This is a genomic window from Bradyrhizobium sp. Pha-3, from assembly GCF_042258325.1.
GTDB lineage: Bacteria > Pseudomonadota > Alphaproteobacteria > Rhizobiales > Xanthobacteraceae > Bradyrhizobium > Bradyrhizobium elkanii.
Map to the genome: position 1 here is coordinate 6,825,055 of NZ_CP170151.1, position 18,699 is coordinate 6,843,753.

Annotated in this window: 19 protein-coding genes and 1 riboswitch; of the genes, 13 read left to right on the forward strand and 6 right to left on the reverse strand. The window is 65.0% G+C overall.

Translation table 11 applies throughout. From position 1 onward, the window contains the following. Nucleotides 1-19: 19 nt before the first annotated feature. The 3 genes from ACE10X_RS32660 to ACE10X_RS32670 all read right to left on the reverse strand — a co-directional run bounded on the left by ACE10X_RS32660 (nucleotide 20) and on the right by ACE10X_RS32670 (nucleotide 4,573). The gene (locus ACE10X_RS32660) at nucleotides 20-3,088 is read right to left on the reverse strand and encodes a glycoside hydrolase family 38 C-terminal domain-containing protein (RefSeq protein ID WP_038383040.1); all 3,069 of its coding nucleotides are present in this window, start codon (nucleotides 3,086-3,088) and stop codon (nucleotides 20-22) included. Nucleotides 3,089-3,322: 234 nt separating this feature from the next. Beyond that, nucleotides 3,323-3,835, reverse strand: a complete 513-nt coding sequence (locus ACE10X_RS32665; protein WP_038383039.1) for a PRC-barrel domain-containing protein — start codon at nucleotides 3,833-3,835, stop codon at nucleotides 3,323-3,325. 360 nt (nucleotides 3,836-4,195) lie between these two features. Then, nucleotides 4,196-4,573 carry a PRC-barrel domain-containing protein gene (locus ACE10X_RS32670; protein WP_028344225.1) on the reverse strand — a complete coding sequence of 126 codons (378 nt, stop codon included), beginning with the start codon at nucleotides 4,571-4,573 and terminating at the stop codon, nucleotides 4,196-4,198. Between the two features lie 287 nt (nucleotides 4,574-4,860). On the opposite strand from ACE10X_RS32670, the gene ACE10X_RS32675 reads away from it, so the two are divergent. Continuing rightward, nucleotides 4,861-5,598 carry a response regulator gene (locus ACE10X_RS32675; RefSeq protein ID WP_018273044.1) on the forward strand — a complete coding sequence of 246 codons (738 nt, stop codon included), beginning with the start codon at nucleotides 4,861-4,863 and terminating at the stop codon, nucleotides 5,596-5,598. 2 nt (nucleotides 5,599-5,600) lie between these two features. Beyond that, the gene (locus tag ACE10X_RS32680; RefSeq protein ID WP_304557595.1) at nucleotides 5,601-6,959 is read left to right on the forward strand and encodes an ATP-binding protein; all 1,359 of its coding nucleotides are present in this window, start codon (nucleotides 5,601-5,603) and stop codon (nucleotides 6,957-6,959) included. Between the two features lie 29 nt (nucleotides 6,960-6,988). On the opposite strand, the gene ACE10X_RS32685 is transcribed toward ACE10X_RS32680, so the two are convergent. Then, nucleotides 6,989-7,186, reverse strand: a complete 198-nt coding sequence (locus tag ACE10X_RS32685; protein WP_016840916.1) for a hypothetical protein — start codon at nucleotides 7,184-7,186, stop codon at nucleotides 6,989-6,991. 375 nt (nucleotides 7,187-7,561) lie between these two features. Between ACE10X_RS32685 and ACE10X_RS32690 the strand changes: the two genes are divergently transcribed. The 7 genes from ACE10X_RS32690 (at nucleotide 7,562) to ACE10X_RS32720 (ending at nucleotide 14,026) form a co-directional block, all read left to right on the forward strand. Next, on the forward strand, nucleotides 7,562-8,086 hold the full coding sequence (locus ACE10X_RS32690) for a lytic transglycosylase domain-containing protein (RefSeq protein WP_028344222.1): 525 nt from the start codon (nucleotides 7,562-7,564) through the stop codon (nucleotides 8,084-8,086). Nucleotides 8,087-8,259: 173 nt separating this feature from the next. Beyond that, a riboswitch (TPP riboswitch) is annotated at nucleotides 8,260-8,401 on the forward strand. Beyond that, entirely contained in the window at nucleotides 8,389-9,402 is a 1,014-nt protein-coding gene (locus ACE10X_RS32695; RefSeq protein WP_375763389.1) for an FAD-dependent oxidoreductase, read from the forward strand. It overlaps the preceding riboswitch by 13 nt. Then, on the forward strand, nucleotides 9,393-9,590 hold the full coding sequence (thiS, locus tag ACE10X_RS32700; RefSeq protein WP_038383033.1) for a sulfur carrier protein ThiS: 198 nt from the start codon (nucleotides 9,393-9,395) through the stop codon (nucleotides 9,588-9,590). Before ACE10X_RS32695 ends, thiS begins: the two co-directional genes overlap by 10 nt. A gap of 188 nt (nucleotides 9,591-9,778) precedes the next feature. Further along, nucleotides 9,779-10,561, forward strand: a complete 783-nt coding sequence (locus ACE10X_RS32705) for a thiazole synthase (protein ID WP_038383032.1) — start codon at nucleotides 9,779-9,781, stop codon at nucleotides 10,559-10,561. Continuing rightward, nucleotides 10,548-11,156 (forward strand): thiamine phosphate synthase, encoded by a 609-nt coding sequence (gene thiE / locus ACE10X_RS32710; protein ID WP_038383031.1) that lies wholly within the window; start codon nucleotides 10,548-10,550, stop codon nucleotides 11,154-11,156. The genes ACE10X_RS32705 and thiE overlap by 14 nt, the downstream gene beginning before the upstream one ends. Nucleotides 11,157-11,341: 185 nt before the next feature. Beyond that, a complete protein-coding gene (gene thiC / locus ACE10X_RS32715; RefSeq protein WP_038383030.1) occupies nucleotides 11,342-13,240 on the forward strand; it encodes a phosphomethylpyrimidine synthase ThiC in 1,899 nt (632 codons plus the stop codon). 390 nt (nucleotides 13,241-13,630) lie between these two features. Next, nucleotides 13,631-14,026: a hypothetical protein gene (locus ACE10X_RS32720; protein ID WP_038383029.1), complete on the forward strand. Its 396-nt coding sequence runs from the start codon at nucleotides 13,631-13,633 to the stop codon at nucleotides 14,024-14,026. 90 nt (nucleotides 14,027-14,116) lie between these two features. On the opposite strand, the gene ACE10X_RS32725 is transcribed toward ACE10X_RS32720, so the two are convergent. Continuing rightward, on the reverse strand, nucleotides 14,117-15,787 hold the full coding sequence (locus ACE10X_RS32725; RefSeq protein WP_304557594.1) for an NAD(P)/FAD-dependent oxidoreductase: 1,671 nt from the start codon (nucleotides 15,785-15,787) through the stop codon (nucleotides 14,117-14,119). Nucleotides 15,788-15,942: 155 nt separating this feature from the next. Between ACE10X_RS32725 and ACE10X_RS32730 the strand changes: the two genes are divergently transcribed. Both ACE10X_RS32730 and ACE10X_RS32735 read left to right on the forward strand, forming a co-directional pair. After that, complete coding sequence (locus ACE10X_RS32730; protein WP_038383026.1) at nucleotides 15,943-16,338, forward strand: hypothetical protein; 396 nt, start codon at nucleotides 15,943-15,945, stop codon at nucleotides 16,336-16,338. A gap of 240 nt (nucleotides 16,339-16,578) precedes the next feature. Next, nucleotides 16,579-17,094, forward strand: coding sequence for a mismatch-specific DNA-glycosylase (locus ACE10X_RS32735; protein WP_038383025.1), 516 nt, complete (start codon nucleotides 16,579-16,581; stop codon nucleotides 17,092-17,094). Between the two features lie 43 nt (nucleotides 17,095-17,137). Here the strand turns inward: ACE10X_RS32735 and ACE10X_RS32740 are convergent, their stop codons facing one another. Then, nucleotides 17,138-17,572, reverse strand: coding sequence for a hypothetical protein (locus ACE10X_RS32740; protein ID WP_038383024.1), 435 nt, complete (start codon nucleotides 17,570-17,572; stop codon nucleotides 17,138-17,140). Nucleotides 17,573-17,778: 206 nt separating this feature from the next. Here ACE10X_RS32740 and ACE10X_RS32745 point away from each other — a divergent pair, with 206 nt between their 5' ends. Next, the gene (locus ACE10X_RS32745) at nucleotides 17,779-18,216 is read left to right on the forward strand and encodes a YeeE/YedE family protein (RefSeq protein WP_375763390.1); all 438 of its coding nucleotides are present in this window, start codon (nucleotides 17,779-17,781) and stop codon (nucleotides 18,214-18,216) included. Nucleotides 18,217-18,218: 2 nt separating this feature from the next. Next, nucleotides 18,219-18,698, forward strand: a complete 480-nt coding sequence (locus ACE10X_RS32750; protein ID WP_038383022.1) for a DUF6691 family protein — start codon at nucleotides 18,219-18,221, stop codon at nucleotides 18,696-18,698. The last annotated feature ends 1 nt before the right edge of the window (nucleotide 18,699 follow it).

Below are 18,699 nucleotides of genomic sequence, written 5' to 3' on the forward strand. Positions count from 1 at the left end.
CGAAAGTTCACTGCAAGCATTACGCCTGGAAGACCCGCAGCGTTGCGATCTGGAACGGACGCATCGCCAGGCGGCACCCCCGATCCTCGATCGGCAGGGCCTCGATGCGGTCTTCCAGGGTGTTGCTCATCCACACCGACGCGATGTCGACGCCGAAATCGAGCGTCGCGGCGGTGCGAATGCCTGCGCTCTCGTAGAGCCGCACCACCCAGCCGTCTCCATCCTCGGCGGGCTTGATCGTATCGATGATCACGTTGGCCGGGGACGCGGCCAAAAGCGAATGTCGCAACGGCGCGCGCGGTTTTCCCTTCGTCCACAGCACCGGACGCTCGAACCGCAAGGCGCGCCCGACCGTGTCCGCGCTGCGCCAATCGCCGTGATGAGGATAGATCGCATAGCGCATCCGGTGCCGCCCGATATCGGCCTGCGGATCAGGCAATTCGGAGCCGCGCAGCAGCGTCAGCGCGAGCTGGTTGCCGAACGCCGAATAGCCGTGACGGCAGTCGCTGAACAGCGACACGCCGAAATCCGGCTCGGCGAGATCGGCCCAGCGATGGCCGGGCACCTCGTACTTGGCCGCATCGGCATCCGTGTTGGCATGCGTCGGGCGCTCGGTTGCGCCGAACATGGTTTCATAGGTTGCGTTGAATGCACGGCAGGCCACCGGGAACATGACCTTCAGCGCCGTCTTGCGCTCCTGCCAATCGACCGTGGTTTCGAATTCGAGATGATCGGCGCCGGCATCGAGGCGGATCACCTGCGCGAGCCGGCTCGCGCGTCCGAGCCCGCGCTCGAAACGCACCTCGCCGCGCAGTCCGCCATCCGACAGCACGGCGCAGCTCACCTGCCCTGCCACCTCGCGCGCGGTCTCCAGCGCGAACGGATCGATATCCCATGCCTCGAAATCGAGCGGCCGGTCATCGAGCAGCAGCAGCCGCGCTGCCGGTGATGCGAAGGTCTCGCGACCCGTCGCAACGTGCAGCAGCGACCGAACAAGCCCGCTGCGATCAATGCGCGCTTCGAGCCGCGCGTTCGACAGCACGAAGCCGTCCGCATCGGCGGCGACCACAACGCGATCGTCGCTCATCGTCGTCTCGCCCGCCGCGAACGGCGCGGCGACGATGTAACGAAGCGCACCGTCGGGGTCGGACGCGACCTCGGCACGCGCGCCGCCCAGCGTGTTGATGGGTGTCCAATTGCCGCCTTCGGGATCGCACAGTGTCGCCAGCACGGCTTGCGTGCGACGCCCGGCCTCCTCCGCCACGCCGGCGAGTTCGACCTCCGCACGTTCATAGACCTCGCGGATGCTGCTGCCGGGAATGATGTCGTGGAACTGGTTGACCAGCAGCGTGCGCCACAGCGCTTCGATCTCCTGTGCGGATGGTGCCGGTTGCCGGCAGGCAGCCGCGACAGTCGTCACGAATTCGAGCGCCTGAAGGCCGGCCTCGCAAGCGCGGTTGAGGCGCTTGGTCTCGGCCTGCGTAGTGTAGGTGCCACGATGATATTCGAGATAGAGCTCGCCTTCGATCGTCGCCAGATCCAGCGCCGATATCGCCAGGCGGTCGAAGAACTCGTCGACGGAGCGAATCTGGATCCGCGGCAGCCCCTGCAAGTCTTTTGCGCGCTGCAACGTCTCGAGCATCGTCTCGTCGGCACCGCCGCCGCCGTCGCCATAGCCGAACAGATAGAGTGCGTCGGACGAACGGTCGGCGTCCTTGTAATTGGCGGCGTGATAGCGGAGCTCTGCGACCTGCGCCGATCCGTTGTAGGTGTCCGCCGGGGGGAAATGCGCCAGCACCGTGCTGCCATCCAGTCCGCGCCAATGGAAGCTGTGATGCGGCGGTGAGGTGAACTTGTTCCACGACAGCTTCTGGGTCAGGAAGCGCGACATCCCCGCCGACTGCATCAGCTGCGGCAGCTGGGCGTCGTAGCCGAACACGTCGGGATTCCAGAACACGCTGGAGCGCGCGCCGAACGTCTGCTCGAAATAGCGCTGACCATAGAGGAACTGACGGCAGATCGACTCGCCCCACGGCAGATTGCAGTCCGGCTCGATCCAGCTGCCGCCGACCGGAATCCATTGGCCCGCGGCGGCCTTGGCGCGAATTCGGGCGAACAGGTCAGGGTCATTCTGCTCGATGACGGCATACTGATAGGCCTGCGAGCAGGCGAACTTGAAATCGGGATAGCGCTCCATCAGCGCCACCGCCGTGGAGAAGCTGCGTTGCGCCTTGCGTCGGGTTTCCGCCAGCGGCCACAGCCATGCCGTGTCGAGATGGGCGTGGCCGATCGCCGACATCTCGTGGATGATGCTGCCATTTCGTGCCGCGAGCAGGCCATCGAGGATCGCCCGCGCCGCCGGCCATGTCGCGCGATCGTCGGGATCGGTGATGTTGCAGATGCGGTTGAGATCGTGCAGCAGGCGCCCCGCCCAGGTCCGATCCAGCGCCGGCTGCGCCGTCTCTCCGACAGCTCCGTATGACCTCGACTTTGTCGTGGGATCGCGGTCAGCCTCGAGCTGGCGCAGCACCTCGTAGTCGAAATAGAATGCCGAGGCCTCGGGATCGAAGCGGCGCAGCTCGCAGGCGACCAGCGCGTAGGCCTGCGGATCGCTCCAGAACGCGCCGAACAGGCCGTTGCAGGCCACCTCCACATGGAAGCTGACGGTCTCACCGCCGCGCGCCGACTGAACGAGCGGCGCGATGTGGCGGCCGGGATTGAGACCCTGCGAGGAACGTCCGTTGAGCCACAGCAGCGCTTCCGAGCGGCTGTCCCAATACAGATCCACGCGCGAGCCGGCCCAGGCCTGCGGCACCTCGGCCACGACCCGCACCCAATAAGTCGCCCATAGCGGTCCCAGCGCCTCGCCCAGTGGGACCGCCCGATAATCGAGCTTGAGCGCGTCCTCGAGGCTGATCCGCTCGGTGGGACCGGCAAGCGCGAGCGAACTGACCGGCACGCGGTCGGCGTGAATCTTCTGTTGCAGCCGCTCCGCAAAGCCTTGCAACCGGCGCCGCGTGTATTGCGGGTAGCGGCCGCGAATCCGGGCTACCGCGGGATCGCCGCTCTCGCGGTCCTTGTCATTCATCAGGTTCAGCCATTTGAAGAATGATTACGTAAGCCCAATCGGTTGATGATGATTGAAACGGGTCGCTTCGCAGACCTCACCTCTCCGATGCCTCACCTCTCCAATGCCTGGAGACGCGCTGTCCGAATTGGATTGCCTGACCTTACATTCTTCCCGGATTTTATCCATCCGGCCAGCAAGAAGCGCGCCCGGCAGCAGCCGGACGCGCTCTTTTCCTGCAGGTCGCGATATGCCTTAGTCGGTCGAGTACTTGAACTCAGGCATCGCCTTCAGCTCATCCTTGGACGCGTTGAACACGGCGTGATCCGGATACCAGGGATTCGGCTTCGCCGTCGCCGCCGCGGGCGCCGCGCCCGTGGTGGTGGTCTTGCTTGTGCTGCCGGTGTTTGAGGCGCCGGTATAGGCGATCGGCTCGCTCACGAACTTCACCTTGTCGATCGGGACCGCGACCAGGTGCTCGCCGACGCCAAGGAAGCCGCCGACACCGATCACGACCGCCTTGATAGCGCCGCCCTTCTCCATCAGCAGATCATTGATCGAGCCGACGCTTTCATTGGCATCGTTGTACACGCTGAGGCCGACGACCTTCGACGCGCGCCAGTTGCCCTTGAACGAATCCGGCGACGTGACTGACGTCGACGCCGCGGGAGACATCTTGTCGCCCTTGTCGGTCGGCGTCTGCGCGACGGCGAGGGTTGCAAGCAGCGCGGTGCCGGCAAGGCCGGCGACGATGGATTTGACCAACATTGATGGCTCTCCTCTCGCAAAATCGATGCTGGGAGAACCCGTCATCTCTGCAACCGTTCCTAACGGACCTGCGCTCAAAAGCCGCTTAGATACCGAGGAACACGATAAGGCGATGCAGCCGACTGGAGGGTGGGGACTTTTCAGCGCGTGGAACGCTGCGCCGCTTGACGAAAGTGATCGTGATCTCTCAACTAAGCTTGCGGTTGAGCCTCACGACTGCGCCGGACGCGCAGTCCATGATGTGACGATGTTTGGCTCACTAAGTCGTCCCGGCGAACCGCGCTGCACAAGCCGCACGCTCGCCCCAGCGACCGCATCATCGATCGACGAGCGTCGTCATGCGCGCATGTTGCCGCGCGATCAGAAGCCGCCCCAATAGGGCGGCACGCCGTAGAAGCGATGCAGCTCGACTTCCTGCGAGCGATCGCCCCAATCGAAATCCTTGTCAGCACGGAACGATGGCGCGCGCTTCAGCTCCTCGTCCTCGATGTCGAGCTCATAGGCCTCGAACTTCGGGTTGTAGTGCAGCCGGCCCCAGGGCAGCGGGATCAAATTGGTTCCGATGCCCAGGAAGCCGCCGAAGCTCAACACCGCGTACGATACCTTGCCCGAGATCTTGTCGATCATCAGCCGCTCGATATGGCCGATCATGTCGCCATTGGCCCGGCGTACCGCCGTCCCCTCGACCCGGTCGCTTGCAATGAGCTGATGCGGCCTGGTCTCGACCTCGACAGCCATCTCACCCTCCCTGACCTGAAAGGGAAATAACGCGTCGCAAGGGGGACGGGTTCCGCCCTGGATATGACAGCCGCCCTTCCCTTTCTCCGGCTGCCATGGCGGCTAGGGACCGATGCGCTGTCCCGGAAGGGTTCTGCCAGCATTCCAGGGCATCAGGATTGATGACAGAACGATAACTTTTCTCCCTGCCGCCGACCTGTTAACCCGGATAGCCGGGCAAGATTTCAGACACACACTGAAACAAAATTCCTGAGCCGCTTTCCCCGAATCACGGACAAAAGATCGGTATGACCCAGGCTGCGCCCAATATCCTTGTCGTCGAGGACGACCGCGAGACGCGGTCCCTTATCGCAAAATATCTCCGTACCAATTCCTGTCATGTCACGACCGCCTCCGACGGCCGCGAGATGGCCAAGGCGATGACCGACCACCGAGTGGACCTCCTGGTGCTCGACGTCATGCTGCCCGGCGAGGACGGCCTCAGCCTGTGTCGCAAGGTGCGGGCGGAATCGCAGACGCCGATCATCATGCTGACCGCGCGCGGCGAGGACGTCGACCGCATCCTCGGCCTCGAGATGGGCGCCGACGATTACCTGGCAAAGCCGTTCAACCCACGCGAGCTGCTGGCGCGGATCAACGCGGTGCTGCGCCGGCAGGCCGCCGCGCGCAACGCCAGCGCGATCGAGGGCGCGACCACGCTGACCTTCCTCGGCTGGCGTATCGACATCCGCCTGCGCGAGTTGCGCAACCCCGAAGGCGCGCGCGTCGCCATGACCAGCGCCGAGTTCGACCTGCTGCGCACCTTCTGCGAGCGGCCCGGCCGCGTGCTGTCGCGCGATAGCCTGCTCGACCTGACCCAGGGCCGCAGCGCCGGCTCGTTCGAACGTTCGATCGACGTGCTGGTCAGCCGCATCCGCCGCAAGATCGAGCCCGATCCGCAGGAAGCTACCATGATCAAGACGGTGCGTTCCGGCGGCTATGTGTTCACGCCGAGGGTGGAGGCGGTTGCCGCCACGAACAACTGACCATGAAGCTGCTGCGCGTGCTGAGTCTGCGGGGGATCGGCGCCCAGATGGCGGCGCTGGTCGTCGTTTCGATCGTCGCGCTGCATTTGATCATCACCGCCACCTTCCTGATCCATCGCCCTGATCGGCTGGAGCCTTCGGATCGCTGGCACACCCAGCTCGCCGCCGCCGCACAGCTGCTCGGGCACGCCCCGGCGTCGGAGCGGCCGCGGCTCGTGGCCGACGTCGCCCGCGCCTTCCCGCAACTTGCGATCGGCGACCTGCCGGCCGATGCCGGCGCGCTCACCGAAACCGACACGCCGAGCCTGCACGCGCTGCGCCGGCTCGGCGCCGGCTATCGCATCTTCCTGCTACCGCGCGAGGCTGGCGGCCCGCCGCATGACGGCGAAATTCGCCGCGTCGCGATCCGCCTGCCCGACGGCGCCATGTTCGCCGCCAACCTGACGCCGGATCAGCACATGCGGCCGTTCTGGGGTGGACCGTGGATGATGACGGTGCTGTTCGCCGTCATCAGCGTCACCCTGCTCGGCCTGTGGGCAGCGTGGGCGCTGACCGCGCCGCTGTCGTCCTTCGTCAAGGCCGCCGAGACCTTCAGCCTGAACGGCGCCGCCGCGCCGCTGCCCGAACGCGGTCCGGAGGAGATCCGTTCGCTGGCCCGGGCGCTGAACCGGATGCGCGAGCGCATCACCGCATTGATCGACGATCGCACCAAGATGCTGGCCGCGATCAGCCATGATCTGCGCACGCCGATCACGCGGATGCGGCTGCGCGCCGAATTCATCGAGGACGAGACCCATCGCCACCGCATGCTGCGCGACCTCGACCAGATGCGCTCGATGCTGGAATCGGTGCTGTCGTTCCTGCGCAACGACCGCAAGCTCGAGGAGATGACGCTGGTCGACATCGCGAGCACGCTGCACCTCGTCACCGATCAGTTCGCCGACATGGGACACAAGGTCAGCTACGCCGGCCCGCAGCACGCGATGGCGACCGCGCGGCCGGCCGACCTGCACCGCTGCATCACCAATCTGGTGGACAATGCCGTGAGGTTCGGCGGCGAAGTGGCCGTCCGCCTCGACGTCAAGCCCGACCGCCTCGTCGTCGACATCGAGGATGACGGGCCCGGCATTTCGGATGCGCACAAGGCGAGCGTGCTGGAGCCGTTCGTGCGCGGCGACCAGGCGCGCAACATGGATGAGGCCGAAGGCTTCGGCCTTGGCCTGTCGATCGCCAACGCCATCGTGCTCGCGCATGCCGGCACGCTGTCGCTGCACGATCGCAAGCCGCACGGGCTCGTGGTCCGGATCGAATTGCCGGCGCGGCAGCAACAATTGCAGCCGCGGCAGAAATCCGCGGCTTGATCAGCCGAAGCTGATGCGATGAGGAGACGTCAGGCGGCGAGCGGCGTAATAAGCTCCGCTTCCTCGTAGATCGCGATGGCCTCGAAGCGGTAATTGCAGGCGCGGCAATTCCACAGGAATGACGTACGGCCTTCGCTGTGCTCCACCCAGTCGGGGCGGGCGATCGGCTTGCCGCATTGCGCGCAGGGATTTTCGCGAGGCAAATAGCCGGTGTCCTGACGGACCATGGCGCATCTCCCGAATGTTGTTTCTTGCGTGCTTGCAATGGACAGAGCCGCTGACTGAACGCTCGCACGCTCTGTCGGGGATGAAGTCTAGACCTTCATTGATTCGTTTGCACGACAAACTGCTGTGGATAGCGTGCGGCAAAATTAGTCAGAAAAATTGCAAGGAAATTGCAGGCCAAGACAATTTTTGGCTGAGACGGTTGAAGCGAACAATTTGAAGCATCATTCGCGCAATCGTCGGCCGGCCCACCGGCATCCGGACAATCACGGACGCATAACGTTCGCTGATGCGAAGGTTTTGCCACATTCCTGCCCGCTCGCCGTACCAATGAGACCGCAGAACCGACGCGCATCTGAAAGCCCCGAGCGACTGAGATGAAGACCATACAAGCCCTTGGCTGCCTTGCCGCGATCGCGGTGCTGGCGTCCTGCGCGAGCGCGCAGGCACAATCGCGCGCGCAATATGAGGCGATGGTGGCGGCCGAGGCCCAGGCGAACCTCGTGCCGGAAGAGCTGGTGCATCGCGTCATCGTGCGCGAGAGCAAGTACCATCCGCAGCTGATCGGACGCGGCGGCACCATCGGGCTGATGCAGATCAAGCTCGGTACTGCACGCGGCCTCGGCTACACCGGTACCGCCGAGGGTCTGCGCGATCCCCAGACCAACCTCAAATACGGCATCAAGTACCTCGCCGGCGCCTATCGCGCCGCCAATGGCAATCACGATCGAGCCGTGCGTTATTTCGCGGGCGGGTATTACTACGCTGCAAAGCGCCAGCGCGGGGATCACCTGAAGGAAGCGAAGCATGGCGGCGCGGGTGCACCGCCGAAAGAGCTCGCCAAGTCGGAGCAGATGACGGCCGATACCGCCGAGCCGAAGCCGGAACAGGCCGAAAAATAGCGCCGATCGGGTCTCCGCCGCCGCCGCACAGCGTGGCCGGCCATCCTCGACACCGCCTCTCAACGCAAATCACGCGATCGTTCCGCTAGCAACCTGGTGTGAAGAGGTGCGGCACCGCAGCGCGCCCGCGTCTGGCATACAAGTTGACACACAAGCCTATCCGCCTACATTAGGGGCGTTCCGAGGGGTGCTCCGAAGGAGGAGCTGAGATACCGCAAGCTTGGACTAGCCAGTAGGCAAATAGTCCGGGACCGCGGTGACCCTTTGAACCTGATCCGGGTCATGCCGGCGAAGGGACAGGGATGTATCAGACGTCAAGACTGCGGGGGGATTCCCCCGTCACCATCATCGGCGCAGGCATAGCAGGCGCCTGGCATGCGCTCTTGCTCGCAGAGGCCGGACGTGCCGTCACCCTGCATGAGCGCAGTGACGCCGCGATGACGGAATCCACAAGCCACTGGGCCGGCGGGATGCTGGCGCCCTGGTGCGAGGCGGAAGCCTCCGAACCCGTGATCTCCCGACTCGGCATCCGCTCGCTCGAGCTCTGGCGGCAGCACGTCCCGGAAACCCCGTTCAACGGCTCGCTGGTGGTGGCGCATCCGCGCGACCGCGCCGATTTCGAGCGCTTTGCCCGCCTCACCGCCGGCCATCGCTGGCTCGACGCCGAGGGCGTTCGCGCGCTCGAGCCGTCGCTCGAGGGCCGTTTCCGTGACGCCCTGTTCTATCCCGACGAGGGCCATGTCGAGCCGCGCCGCGTGCTGCCGCGGCTGCATGCCGCGATCGCCAAGGCCGGCGGCGCCATCAAGTTCGGCAGCGACGCCGAGGCAACCGATCTCGACGGCCTCGTGATCGACTGCCGCGGCCTTGCTGCGCGCGACCGCGAGCCGAGCTTGCGCGGCGTCAAGGGCGAGATGATCATCGTCGAGACCTCCGAGGTCGAATTGGCGCGCCCGGTGCGGCTGATCCATCCGCGCTGGCCGCTTTACGTGATCCCGCGCGGCGATGGCCGCTTCATGCTGGGCGCGACCTCGATCGAGGCCGAGGACAACGGCGTCAGCGTGCGCTCGGCGCTGGAGCTGCTCGGTGCCGCCTATGTCGTGCATCCGGCGTTCGCCGAGGCGCGCATCGTCGAATTCGGCGCCGGCCTGCGTCCGGCCTTTCCCGACAATCTGCCGAAAATCAGGATCGAGCAGGAACGCATCACGGTGAACGGACTCTACCGTCACGGCTTCCTGCTCGCGCCGGCGCTGGCCGAGCTGACGCTCGCCTATCTCGCGCGCGGCGAGATCGACAATGAGGTGATGCAATGCGCGTGATCGTCAACGGCGAGCAGCGGGAGATCAGTGCCGTCAGCGTCGATGCGCTGCTGGCCGAGCTCGACTACGAGGGCACGCATTTCGCGATCGCGCTGAACTACGACGTGGTGCCGAAGAGCCGCTGGGCCGACACCGCGCTGAAAGCCGGCGACGAGATCGAGATCATCACGCCGCGGCAGGGAGGGTGATGTGAGTTATTTCGCAAAGTCCCTCCCCACGTCGTCCCGGCGAAAGCCGGGACCCATAACCACGACCAGCAATTGCCGGAAAGAACGTCGCCCCGCGTGCCTCACTGAAGGGCCGCGGCGTATGGGTCCCGGCCTTCGCCGGGACGACAAGTTGAGTGCGGGGCTGAGAGCGGAGAGACACTGACACCATGGTCACCTTCTACGGCAAATCCTTCCCGTCCCGCCTGCTGATCGGCACGGCGCTGTATCCCTCGCCTGCGATCATGCAGAACGCGATCCGCGCCTCGGGCGCCAGCATCGTCACGGTGTCGCTGCGGCGCGAGGCGGCGGGCGGCAAGACCGGCGATGCGTTCTGGTCGCTGATCCGCGAGCTCGGCGTCACCGTGCTGCCGAACACCGCGGGCTGCCGCAGCGTGAAGGAGGCGGTGACCACCGCAAAGCTCGCGCGCGAATTGTTCGGCACGCCGTGGATCAAGCTCGAGGTGATCGCCGACAACGACACGCTGCAGCCCGACGTGGTCGGCCTGGTCGAGGCGGCCGGCATCCTGATCAAGGACGGCTTTGAGGTGTTCCCCTATTGCACCGAGGATTTCTCGGTCGCCTCGCGGCTGGTCGACGCCGGCTGCAAGGTGGTGATGCCGTGGGCAGCACCGATCGGCAGCGCGAAGGGCATCACCAACCGCGACGCGCTGAAGCTGCTGCGCGACCGCCTGCCCGACTTCACGCTGGTGGTCGACGCCGGGCTCGGCGCGCCATCGCATGCAGCCGAAGCGCTCGAGCTCGGCTATGACGCCGTTCTGCTCAACACTGCGGTCGCCAAGGCTGCCGATCCCGTCGCAATGGCCAATGCCTTCCGCCTCGGCGTCGAGGCCGGCCGCACCGCCTATGAAGCCGGGCTAATGGAAGCCCGCGACTTCGCCTCTCCCTCCACCCCTGTCGTTGGGACCCCGTTCTGGCATGCCGTATCCTGATCCATTCTATCCCGTCGTCGACAGCATCAAATGGGTCGAGCGACTGACAAAACTCGGCGTCGGCACCATCCAGCTGCGCGCCAAAGAGCTCGACGATGCCGGGGCGCTGCAGATCGTCAGCGATGCGCTCGCAGTGACCAAGGGCACGCCGACCAAGCTCGTCGTCAACGACTATTGGCTCGCGGCGATCGTCGCCGGCGCCGAGCATCTGCATCTCGGGCAGGAAGACCTCGCCGAGGCCGACCTCGGCGAGATCCGCAAAGCGAAGCTGACGCTCGGCATCTCCACCCATGACGACGCCGAGCTCGCCACCGCGCTCGCCGCCAAGCCCGACTATGTCGCGCTCGGCCCGATCTTCTTCACCACGCTCAAATCGATGCGGTTCGAGCCGCAGGGCATTCCGAAGATCACCGAGTGGAAGAAGCGGATCGGCGCCATCCCCCTTGTCGCGATCGGCGGCATCAAGTTCGAGCATGCGGCCGAGATCTTCGCCGCCGGCGCCGATTCGATCGCCGTCGTCAGTGACGTCACCCAGAACCCCGACCCCGACGCGCGGGTGCGGCAATGGCTCGGCCTCAGCGCGGAGGCCGCGTGATGCACACGATCGTCACCCCACAGACTCCGCCGTCATCGCCCGGCTTGACCGGGCGATCCAGTACGCCGCGACATCTCCGTGTCACACGGCGGTCTCTGGAATACTGGATCCCCGCTTTCGCGGGGATGACAGCGGTACTCAACTCGCGCGCAGCGACTCACACGAATTAAAACGGAGGATCCCTCATGAACATCCGCTCCAATCCCGACACCACCCGTCCCGCCGTCACCACCGGCGCGCTGCCCGCCTCGCGCAAGATTTTTGCGACGCCGGAGGCCGCGCCTGACCTGCGCGTGCCGCTGCGCGAGATCATGCTGTCGGAAGGCGCCGGCGAGCCGAACCTGCCGGTCTACGACACCTCGGGCCCCTACACCGACCCGAACGTCGCGATCGACGTCAACGCCGGCCTGCCGCGCAATCGCCTCGCCTGGGTCAAGGAGCGCGGCGGCGTCGAGGAATATGAGGGCCGCACCATCAAGCCGGAGGACAACGGCAATGTCGGCGCCTCCCACGCGGCCAAGGCGTTCACCGCGCACCACACGCCGCTGCGCGGCCTCGACGGCCACAGGATCACGCAGCTCGAGTTCGCCCGCGCCGGCATCATCACCAAGGAGATGATCTACGTCGCCGAGCGCGAGAATCTCGGCCGCAAGCAGCAGCTCGAGCGCGCCGAGGCCGCGCTTGCCGACGGCGAAAGCTTTGGCGCCGCAGTGCCGGCCTTCATCACGCCGGAATTCGTCCGCAGCGAGATCGCGCGCGGCCGCGCCATCATTCCCTCCAACATCAACCATGCCGAGCTCGAGCCGATGATCATCGGCCGTAACTTCCTGACCAAGATCAACGCCAACATCGGCAACTCGGCGGTGACCTCGTCGGTCGAGGAAGAGGTCGACAAGATGGTGTGGGCGATCCGCTGGGGCGCCGACACCGTGATGGACCTCTCGACGGGGCGCAACATCCACACCACCCGCGAATGGATTTTGCGCAACTCGCCGGTGCCGATCGGCACCGTGCCGATCTACCAGGCGCTGGAGAAGTGCGACGGCGATCCCGTCAAGCTGACCTGGGAGCTCTACAAGGACACGCTGATCGAGCAGTGCGAGCAGGGCGTCGACTATTTCACGATCCACGCCGGCGTGCGCCTCTCCTACATCCACCTCACCGCCAACCGCGTCACCGGCATCGTGTCGCGCGGCGGCTCGATCATGGCGAAGTGGTGCCTCGCGCATCACAAGGAAAGCTTCCTCTACACCCATTTCGACGAGATCTGCGACCTGATGCGCAAGTATGACGTCTCGTTCTCGCTCGGCGACGGCCTGCGTCCGGGTTCGATCGCCGACGCCAACGACCGCGCGCAGTTCGCGGAGCTGGAAACGCTCGGCGAGTTGACGAAGATCGCGTGGGACAAGGGCTGCCAGGTCATGATCGAGGGCCCCGGCCACGTGCCGATGCACAAGATCAAGATCAACATGGACAAGCAGCTCAAGGAATGCGGCGAGGCGCCATTCTACACCCTCGGGCCGCTGACGACCGACATCGCGCCGGGCTACGACCACATCACCTCGGGCATTGGCGCGGCGATGATCGGCTGGTTCGGCTGCGCGATGCTGTGCTACGTCACGCCGAAGGAGCATCTCGGCCTGCCCGACCGCAACGACGTCAAGACCGGCGTCATCACCTACAAGATCGCGGCCCACGCCTCTGATCTGGCCAAGGGCCACCCCGCCGCGCAGCTCCGCGACGATGCGCTGTCGCGCGCCCGGTTCGACTTCCGCTGGGAGGACCAGTTCAACCTCGGCCTCGATCCGGACACCGCGAAGAACTTCCACGACGAGACCCTGCCGAAGGAAGCCCACAAGGTCGCGCATTTCTGCTCGATGTGCGGCCCGAAATTCTGCTCGATGAAGATCACCCAGGACGTCCGCGACTACGCCGCGACGCTCAACGACCCGACGGGGGTCGGGATGTCGGTGTCAGCCACCATCGAGGACGGCATGGCGACGATGAGCGCCAAGTTCAAGGAGATGGGCTCTAGCGTGTACCTCGATGCGGACAAGGTGAAGGAGAGCAATCGGGTATTGTGAGGGCTCGCCCCCACCGCTCGTCGTGCCGGGCAACAGCGCGAAGCGCGTCTTCGCGCGAGATGACCCGCGCATCCATCGAAATACGAAAGGCCGGGTGAAAGCCCGGCCTTTTTGCGTCTCGATCATTCACTTATGATTTAGTGCGTGTGTGCGGCTTGTAGAGGGCCGGTCACGACAGCAACCGGCCCAGGGCCACACCAGGCGCTCCGCAGAACCCTTGACTTGGATCAACGAAAAATCCGCCATCTCATCGCTTGCTATGACGCTCAAAAGCGATGAAGGTTGCGTCGGGGATATTACCCCTGCCCTCAAATAGACGATTGAGCGCCAATTCCACGTTCGCCTCGCAGAGGGTCCAGCAGTCTAGTGACCATTTGATTGGAGAGCTTCATGAGAACCTTCAATGCGGTGCTATTCATACTTCTCGTTGCGCAAGCGGCCTCGACACAGGCTGCGGATTTGAGCGGAGCCTGGACGATCGACGCCTCGGCTTGCAATCAGGTCTTCACCAAGGAGAACAACAAGCTCGCGTTCAGGAAGGATGCCGACCTTAACGCGGGCGGCTTGATCGTCCAGGGCAAGCAAATCACCGGCACGTTTCAAAAATGCACTGTTAAATCGTTGCATGATGACGGGCAGAATGTCCGCGTGATTGCGGCATGCTCGGACGGCGTCGCGGTTTCGGACATGTCATTCGACATAAAGCTTTCTGGAGAGAACAAGATCATCCTCAGCTCCAAGGAACCGGTGCCCGTGGAGACGCCGTATGTTCGCTGCTCGATGTGATAGCGGTGGCAACAGCCGGAGAGCAACGCGGATGATCGGCTAGCGAAGGTCCTACGCCGCGCTTTGCGCGGACCCGTTGGCTAACCTACCCTATGACGCCGTCGCGCCAACGGTCGGTTGCGCGCCGCCCCGCACGCCTCCACCAAACTCAATCTCCCGATATCCCTCCGCCGCCACTCCGGTGATGATCCCCAAAAACTTCGGCGTCCCACCGTTGTAGACGAAGTAGCGGACCGTCCCCTCCTCGTGGCCGGCGACGTTGGAGTTGTAGCCGGTGAACCACGACTTGGCTTTGCGCATCAGCATGATCTCGTACATCTTGACGACATGCGCGGTCCAGCGCTGCTGCGCCTCCAGCGTGGCGTCGGCGCGGGTCAGGCCGCGGTCCCACATGTATTGCAGCAGGTTGGTGCACCAGTTGACGCCGTTCTCGATGCCGCGCGGGAAGTTTGTCGACGCGGAGGCGCTTTGCGGGCCGGTCGGCATCAACAGATTCGGGAAGCCGTGCACGAGCATGCCGAGGAAGGTCGACGGCGCATGCTTCCATTTGTCGGCCAGCCGCTCTCCGCCGATGCCGCGGATGTCGATCAGGTCGTAGGCGCCGGTGATGGCGTCGAAGCCGGTGGCGTAGACGATGATGTCGAAATCGTAGTCGCGCGCCGTGGTGCGCAGGCCTTTCTCGGTGACGCGCACCAGCGGCGTCTCGCTGAGGTCGACAAGTTGCACGTTGTCGCGATTGTACGCCTCGAAATATCGGGTCTCCAGCGGCAGCCGCTGCACGCCGAAGCCGTGATCCCGCGGGATCAGCTTCTCGGCGACATCAGGATCGTTCACGCGCTGGCGGATGCGGCCCGCGATATATTCCGAGAGCTCCGCATTGGCGGCTTCATCCATGAAAATCTCGCGGAAATTCGCGAGCCAGATGCCGAAGCCGGGTTCGTCGTAGAGCTTGTCCCACAGCTTGAGCCGCTCCTCGCGGCTCACCTCGTAGAAGCCGCGCTTGTCGGGGCCGTGCACGAAGCTGCCCGGCGTCAGCGCACAGGCAGCAAAAATCTCGTCATAACGCGCGCGGATGTCGGCCATCTCCTCGTCGGAGATCGCGGAGTTGTTGAGCGGCGCGCTCCAGTTCGGCCGGCGCTGGAACACCGTGAGCTCGCCGACCTTGTCTGCGATCTCGCCGATCAATTGAATGCCGGTCGCGCCGGTGCCGATCACCGCGACTTTCTTAGCCTTGAGATCGACCGGCTCGTGCGGCCAGTAATAGGTGTGGAACGAGCGGCCCTTGAAGTCGTCGATTCCAGGCACGCGCGGCATGGTCGGTGCGGACAACAACCCGATCGCGAGCACCACGAAGCGGCAGGTCAGTTCGCGGCCGTCACTGATCCTCAATTGCCAGAGATCGCGCGTCTCGTCGAACTGCATGGTCTCGACCTTGCAATTGAACTGCATGTGCTTGCGCAGGTCGAACTTGTCGGCGACGTAGTTGAGATAGCGCAAATTCTCGGGCTGGCCCGAGAAGCGCTCCTTCCAGTGCCACTCGTCGAGCAGCTCGCGCGAGAACGAGAAGCCGTAGGTGTAGCTCTCGGAATCGAAGCGGCAGCCCGGATAGCGGTTCCAGTACCAGGTGCCGCCGAGATCGGGCGCGGCTTCGAGCACGGTGGCATCGATGCCGAGATCGGCCAGCCGCTTGATCTGGTAGATGCCGGCGACGCCGGCACCGACCACGATCACCTCGTAATGGGTTTTCGCCTCTCCCGTCATGGCTTGCTCCAAAATTCTTCTTGATCTGTTGTGCTGGATTACAGACCGTTTTGCCCGGTCAGGCAACCGGGCGAGAGCGGGCGCGACTTGCGTTGAGGCGCTGCCTGCACCACATCGATCACTGCAATTCACCAAGCGCAATCCGGGCAAGCGACATGACCGACAATCTCACCGGCGTCTGGGACGGCAGCTATGTTCAGCCGAGCGGCATGGTCACGTTCCTGGCGACGCTGATCGACGCCGGCGGCGCGCTCGGCGGCAGCGTGACCGAGCCCTGCGTGATGCCGGGCTGTCCGGTCAGCACGCACAATGCCTCGCTCGCGGGTCAGCGCTCCGGCAGCGCCGTTACGTTCGTCAAACGCTACGAGCCACCGGGCTACGGCTACGACACCGTGCACTATGAAGGCGCGGTCAACGCCGACGCGACCGAGATCGACGGCCGCTGGAGCATACGCGGCACGGCGTTCTCGGGCACGTTCCTGATGGTGCGCGCGACCGGACCGTCGCAAGCGGTCACGACGGAAGAAGAGATCAAGGAGCCGGTGCGCTAGCGCGCGATGAAGTTTGCTTGAATGGGTCTGGCGAGACAAACTCGTTCCACCTCGCCCGCTTGCGGGGTCGTGACGAGCGAAGCTCGCTCTTAGGTCGGCGCCGGGTGGGGGCTCTCTCCACGATGCGACTCGCGGAGAGAGCCCCACCCCAGCCCGCCCCCGCAAGCGGGAGAGGGAGCGCAGCTCCTTCGCGGCTGCTACGCAACTCTGTCTCATCAATGCTCTATTGACCCTTCCGAGATGCCCGATCACAACCTCCACCGCCTCCCCGACCAGCTCCGCGCCAATCTGCGCCTGGTGTTCGTCGGCACCGCAGCGAGCACGCGGTCAGCCGCCGTCGGGCATTATTACGCGCATCCCGGCAACCGGTTCTGGCGCGCGCTGCATGAGGCCGGCATCACGCCGCGGCGCTATCGGCCGGATGAGTTCGCCGCGCTGTTCGCGCTCGGCATCGGCTTCACCGATCTCTCCAAGACCGGCGCCGGGATGGATCACGAAATCAGCAGGCAGTCGTTCGATGTGGTGGGCTTCCGGGCGAAGATCGAGACCTATCGGCCGAGCACCGTCGCCTTCACCAGCAGGAAGGCGGCGAGCCTGTTTTACAACAGGCCGACCAGCGCGCTCGTGCTCGGCCGGCAGCCCTCAGTGAACGGCTTTCCCGAAGTGTTCGTGCTGCCGTCGCCATCAGGCGCGGCCTCGGGGCATTGGACCTTACGGCCGTGGCGCGAGCTCGCCGAGTGGATCACAGAATCGTAGGATGGGCTCTACCCATCCTACGAGGTCGCACGAGACCGAACGCTTATTCCTTCAACGTGATCGCAAGCCCGCTGAGGTCGACATTGGCCATCAGGCCGACCTGCTTGCCGCTCAGCTCGAGCACCGCGCCGTTCGGGTTGGTCAAGAGGATGCCGCGCACGCCGGCGCCGAGCGCAACGCCCATGCCCGCCGCCGCATAGACGCCGTTGATATCCTGCGGACGGCGGATATTGCGCACCCGCCCCTGCAACGTGGTTTGCGAGCCGCCGAACACGAGGCCATAGTCCAGCCCGCCGGCGGTGAGCCCATAGGTCTGGCCGTGGAACGTCATGACACCCTTGCCGGCGGAGCCGCCGAACACCCAGCCGCCCTTGAAGATCACGAGCGTCACCGCGCCCTCGTCAGCCAGGGCGGCGGACGTTCCGGTGAGCAGCGCCAGCGCGAGCAGCGCGGCGCGGGCGGCGGATGGCAATCTCATGGGAGTTCTCCGGACGAAGTGAGAGCGAATCGCGGCAACCCAACCGACCGGCGGCACCACTGAAATGCCGCGAAACATGCGGGATTGCGCTTGTTCCTGATGGTGCGGAGTCTATCATCGCCTCCGCAGCCGCGCGACCACTGGCGCATGCGCGCCCACCGCTTTGCCGGACCGCTGAGGAGTTTGCGCAACAGGGATCTGCATCGATGCACGATTTCACCCCACTTTCCGGCCTCGCCGGCGGCGCGCTGATCGGGCTTGCCGCCGCGCTCTTGATGCTGCTGACCGGGCGAATCGCCGGGGTCACCGGCATCGTCGGTGGCGCGCTGCAGGCCGATACCGCCGACCGTAGCGCCGATCGTTCCTGGCGCATCGCGTTCATCGCGGGACTGATCGCAGCGCCCCTGATTGCGGCGCTGTTCGGCGCGCCGCTGCCGCGGCCGGCGATGAACGCGAGCCTTGTGGTGGTCGCGATCGCGGGACTGCTGGTCGGGTTCGGCACAAGGATGGGTAATGGCTGCACCTCGGGCCACGGCGTCTGCGGCTTTGCGCGGCTGTCCGGCCGTTCGATTGCGGCAACGTGCATCTTCATGCTGACGGCGATCGCAACGGTCGCGATCGTCAGGCACGGGATCGGAGGCTAGCGATGCCGGTGCTTACCAGTTTTGTCTGCGGCCTGATCTTCGGCGCGGGGCTTCTGATCTCCGGCATGACCGATCCGCAGAAGGTGCTCGGTTTCCTCGATCTGTTCGGCGCGTGGGATGCGACGCTCGCCTTCGTGATGGCGGCCGCGGTTGCGGTTGCAGCAACCGGCTTTGCGATCGCGCGGCGGCGCGTCGCGCCCGTCTTCTCGGCGCGCTTCCTCTGGCCCGACCGCCGTGACATCGATGCGCCGCTGGTTGCCGGCGCGGTGCTGTTCGGCATCGGCTGGGGCCTCGTCGGCATCTGCCCAGGGCCGGCATTGGTCAATCTCGCCGGCCTCTCGCTACCGATCGTGGTCTTCGTTGTCGCGATGCTCGCAGGCATGATCGGCCAGAATCTCTTCGGTACGAATCTTTGGCGCCGGCGTGCGGCGGCCCCGCGCGCCATCGAAACTTCTCCCCTTCCATCTCACGCAGACGGGTGAC

Bases quoted from the DNA above. Each gene is read 5' to 3' on its own strand.
- ACE10X_RS32660 (WP_038383040.1), bottom strand. From the start codon at position 3,088: ATGAATGACAAGGACCGCGAGAGCGGCGATCCCGCGGTAGCCCGGATT.
- ACE10X_RS32665 (WP_038383039.1), bottom strand. From the start codon at position 3,835: ATGTTGGTCAAATCCATCGTCGCCGGCCTTGCCGGCACCGCGCTGCTT.
- ACE10X_RS32670 (WP_028344225.1), bottom strand. From the start codon at position 4,573: ATGGCTGTCGAGGTCGAGACCAGGCCGCATCAGCTCATTGCAAGCGAC.
- ACE10X_RS32675 (WP_018273044.1), top strand. From the start codon at position 4,861: ATGACCCAGGCTGCGCCCAATATCCTTGTCGTCGAGGACGACCGCGAG.
- ACE10X_RS32680 (WP_304557595.1), top strand. From the start codon at position 5,601: ATGAAGCTGCTGCGCGTGCTGAGTCTGCGGGGGATCGGCGCCCAGATG.
- ACE10X_RS32685 (WP_016840916.1), bottom strand. From the start codon at position 7,186: ATGGTCCGTCAGGACACCGGCTATTTGCCTCGCGAAAATCCCTGCGCG.
- ACE10X_RS32690 (WP_028344222.1), top strand. From the start codon at position 7,562: ATGAAGACCATACAAGCCCTTGGCTGCCTTGCCGCGATCGCGGTGCTG.
- ACE10X_RS32695 (WP_375763389.1), top strand. From the start codon at position 8,389: ATGTATCAGACGTCAAGACTGCGGGGGGATTCCCCCGTCACCATCATC.
- thiS (WP_038383033.1), top strand. From the start codon at position 9,393: ATGCGCGTGATCGTCAACGGCGAGCAGCGGGAGATCAGTGCCGTCAGC.
- ACE10X_RS32705 (WP_038383032.1), top strand. From the start codon at position 9,779: ATGGTCACCTTCTACGGCAAATCCTTCCCGTCCCGCCTGCTGATCGGC.
- thiE (WP_038383031.1), top strand. From the start codon at position 10,548: ATGCCGTATCCTGATCCATTCTATCCCGTCGTCGACAGCATCAAATGG.
- thiC (WP_038383030.1), top strand. From the start codon at position 11,342: ATGAACATCCGCTCCAATCCCGACACCACCCGTCCCGCCGTCACCACC.
- ACE10X_RS32720 (WP_038383029.1), top strand. From the start codon at position 13,631: ATGAGAACCTTCAATGCGGTGCTATTCATACTTCTCGTTGCGCAAGCG.
- ACE10X_RS32725 (WP_304557594.1), bottom strand. From the start codon at position 15,787: ATGACGGGAGAGGCGAAAACCCATTACGAGGTGATCGTGGTCGGTGCC.
- ACE10X_RS32730 (WP_038383026.1), top strand. From the start codon at position 15,943: ATGACCGACAATCTCACCGGCGTCTGGGACGGCAGCTATGTTCAGCCG.
- ACE10X_RS32735 (WP_038383025.1), top strand. From the start codon at position 16,579: ATGCCCGATCACAACCTCCACCGCCTCCCCGACCAGCTCCGCGCCAAT.
- ACE10X_RS32740 (WP_038383024.1), bottom strand. From the start codon at position 17,572: ATGAGATTGCCATCCGCCGCCCGCGCCGCGCTGCTCGCGCTGGCGCTG.
- ACE10X_RS32745 (WP_375763390.1), top strand. From the start codon at position 17,779: ATGCACGATTTCACCCCACTTTCCGGCCTCGCCGGCGGCGCGCTGATC.
- ACE10X_RS32750 (WP_038383022.1), top strand. From the start codon at position 18,219: ATGCCGGTGCTTACCAGTTTTGTCTGCGGCCTGATCTTCGGCGCGGGG.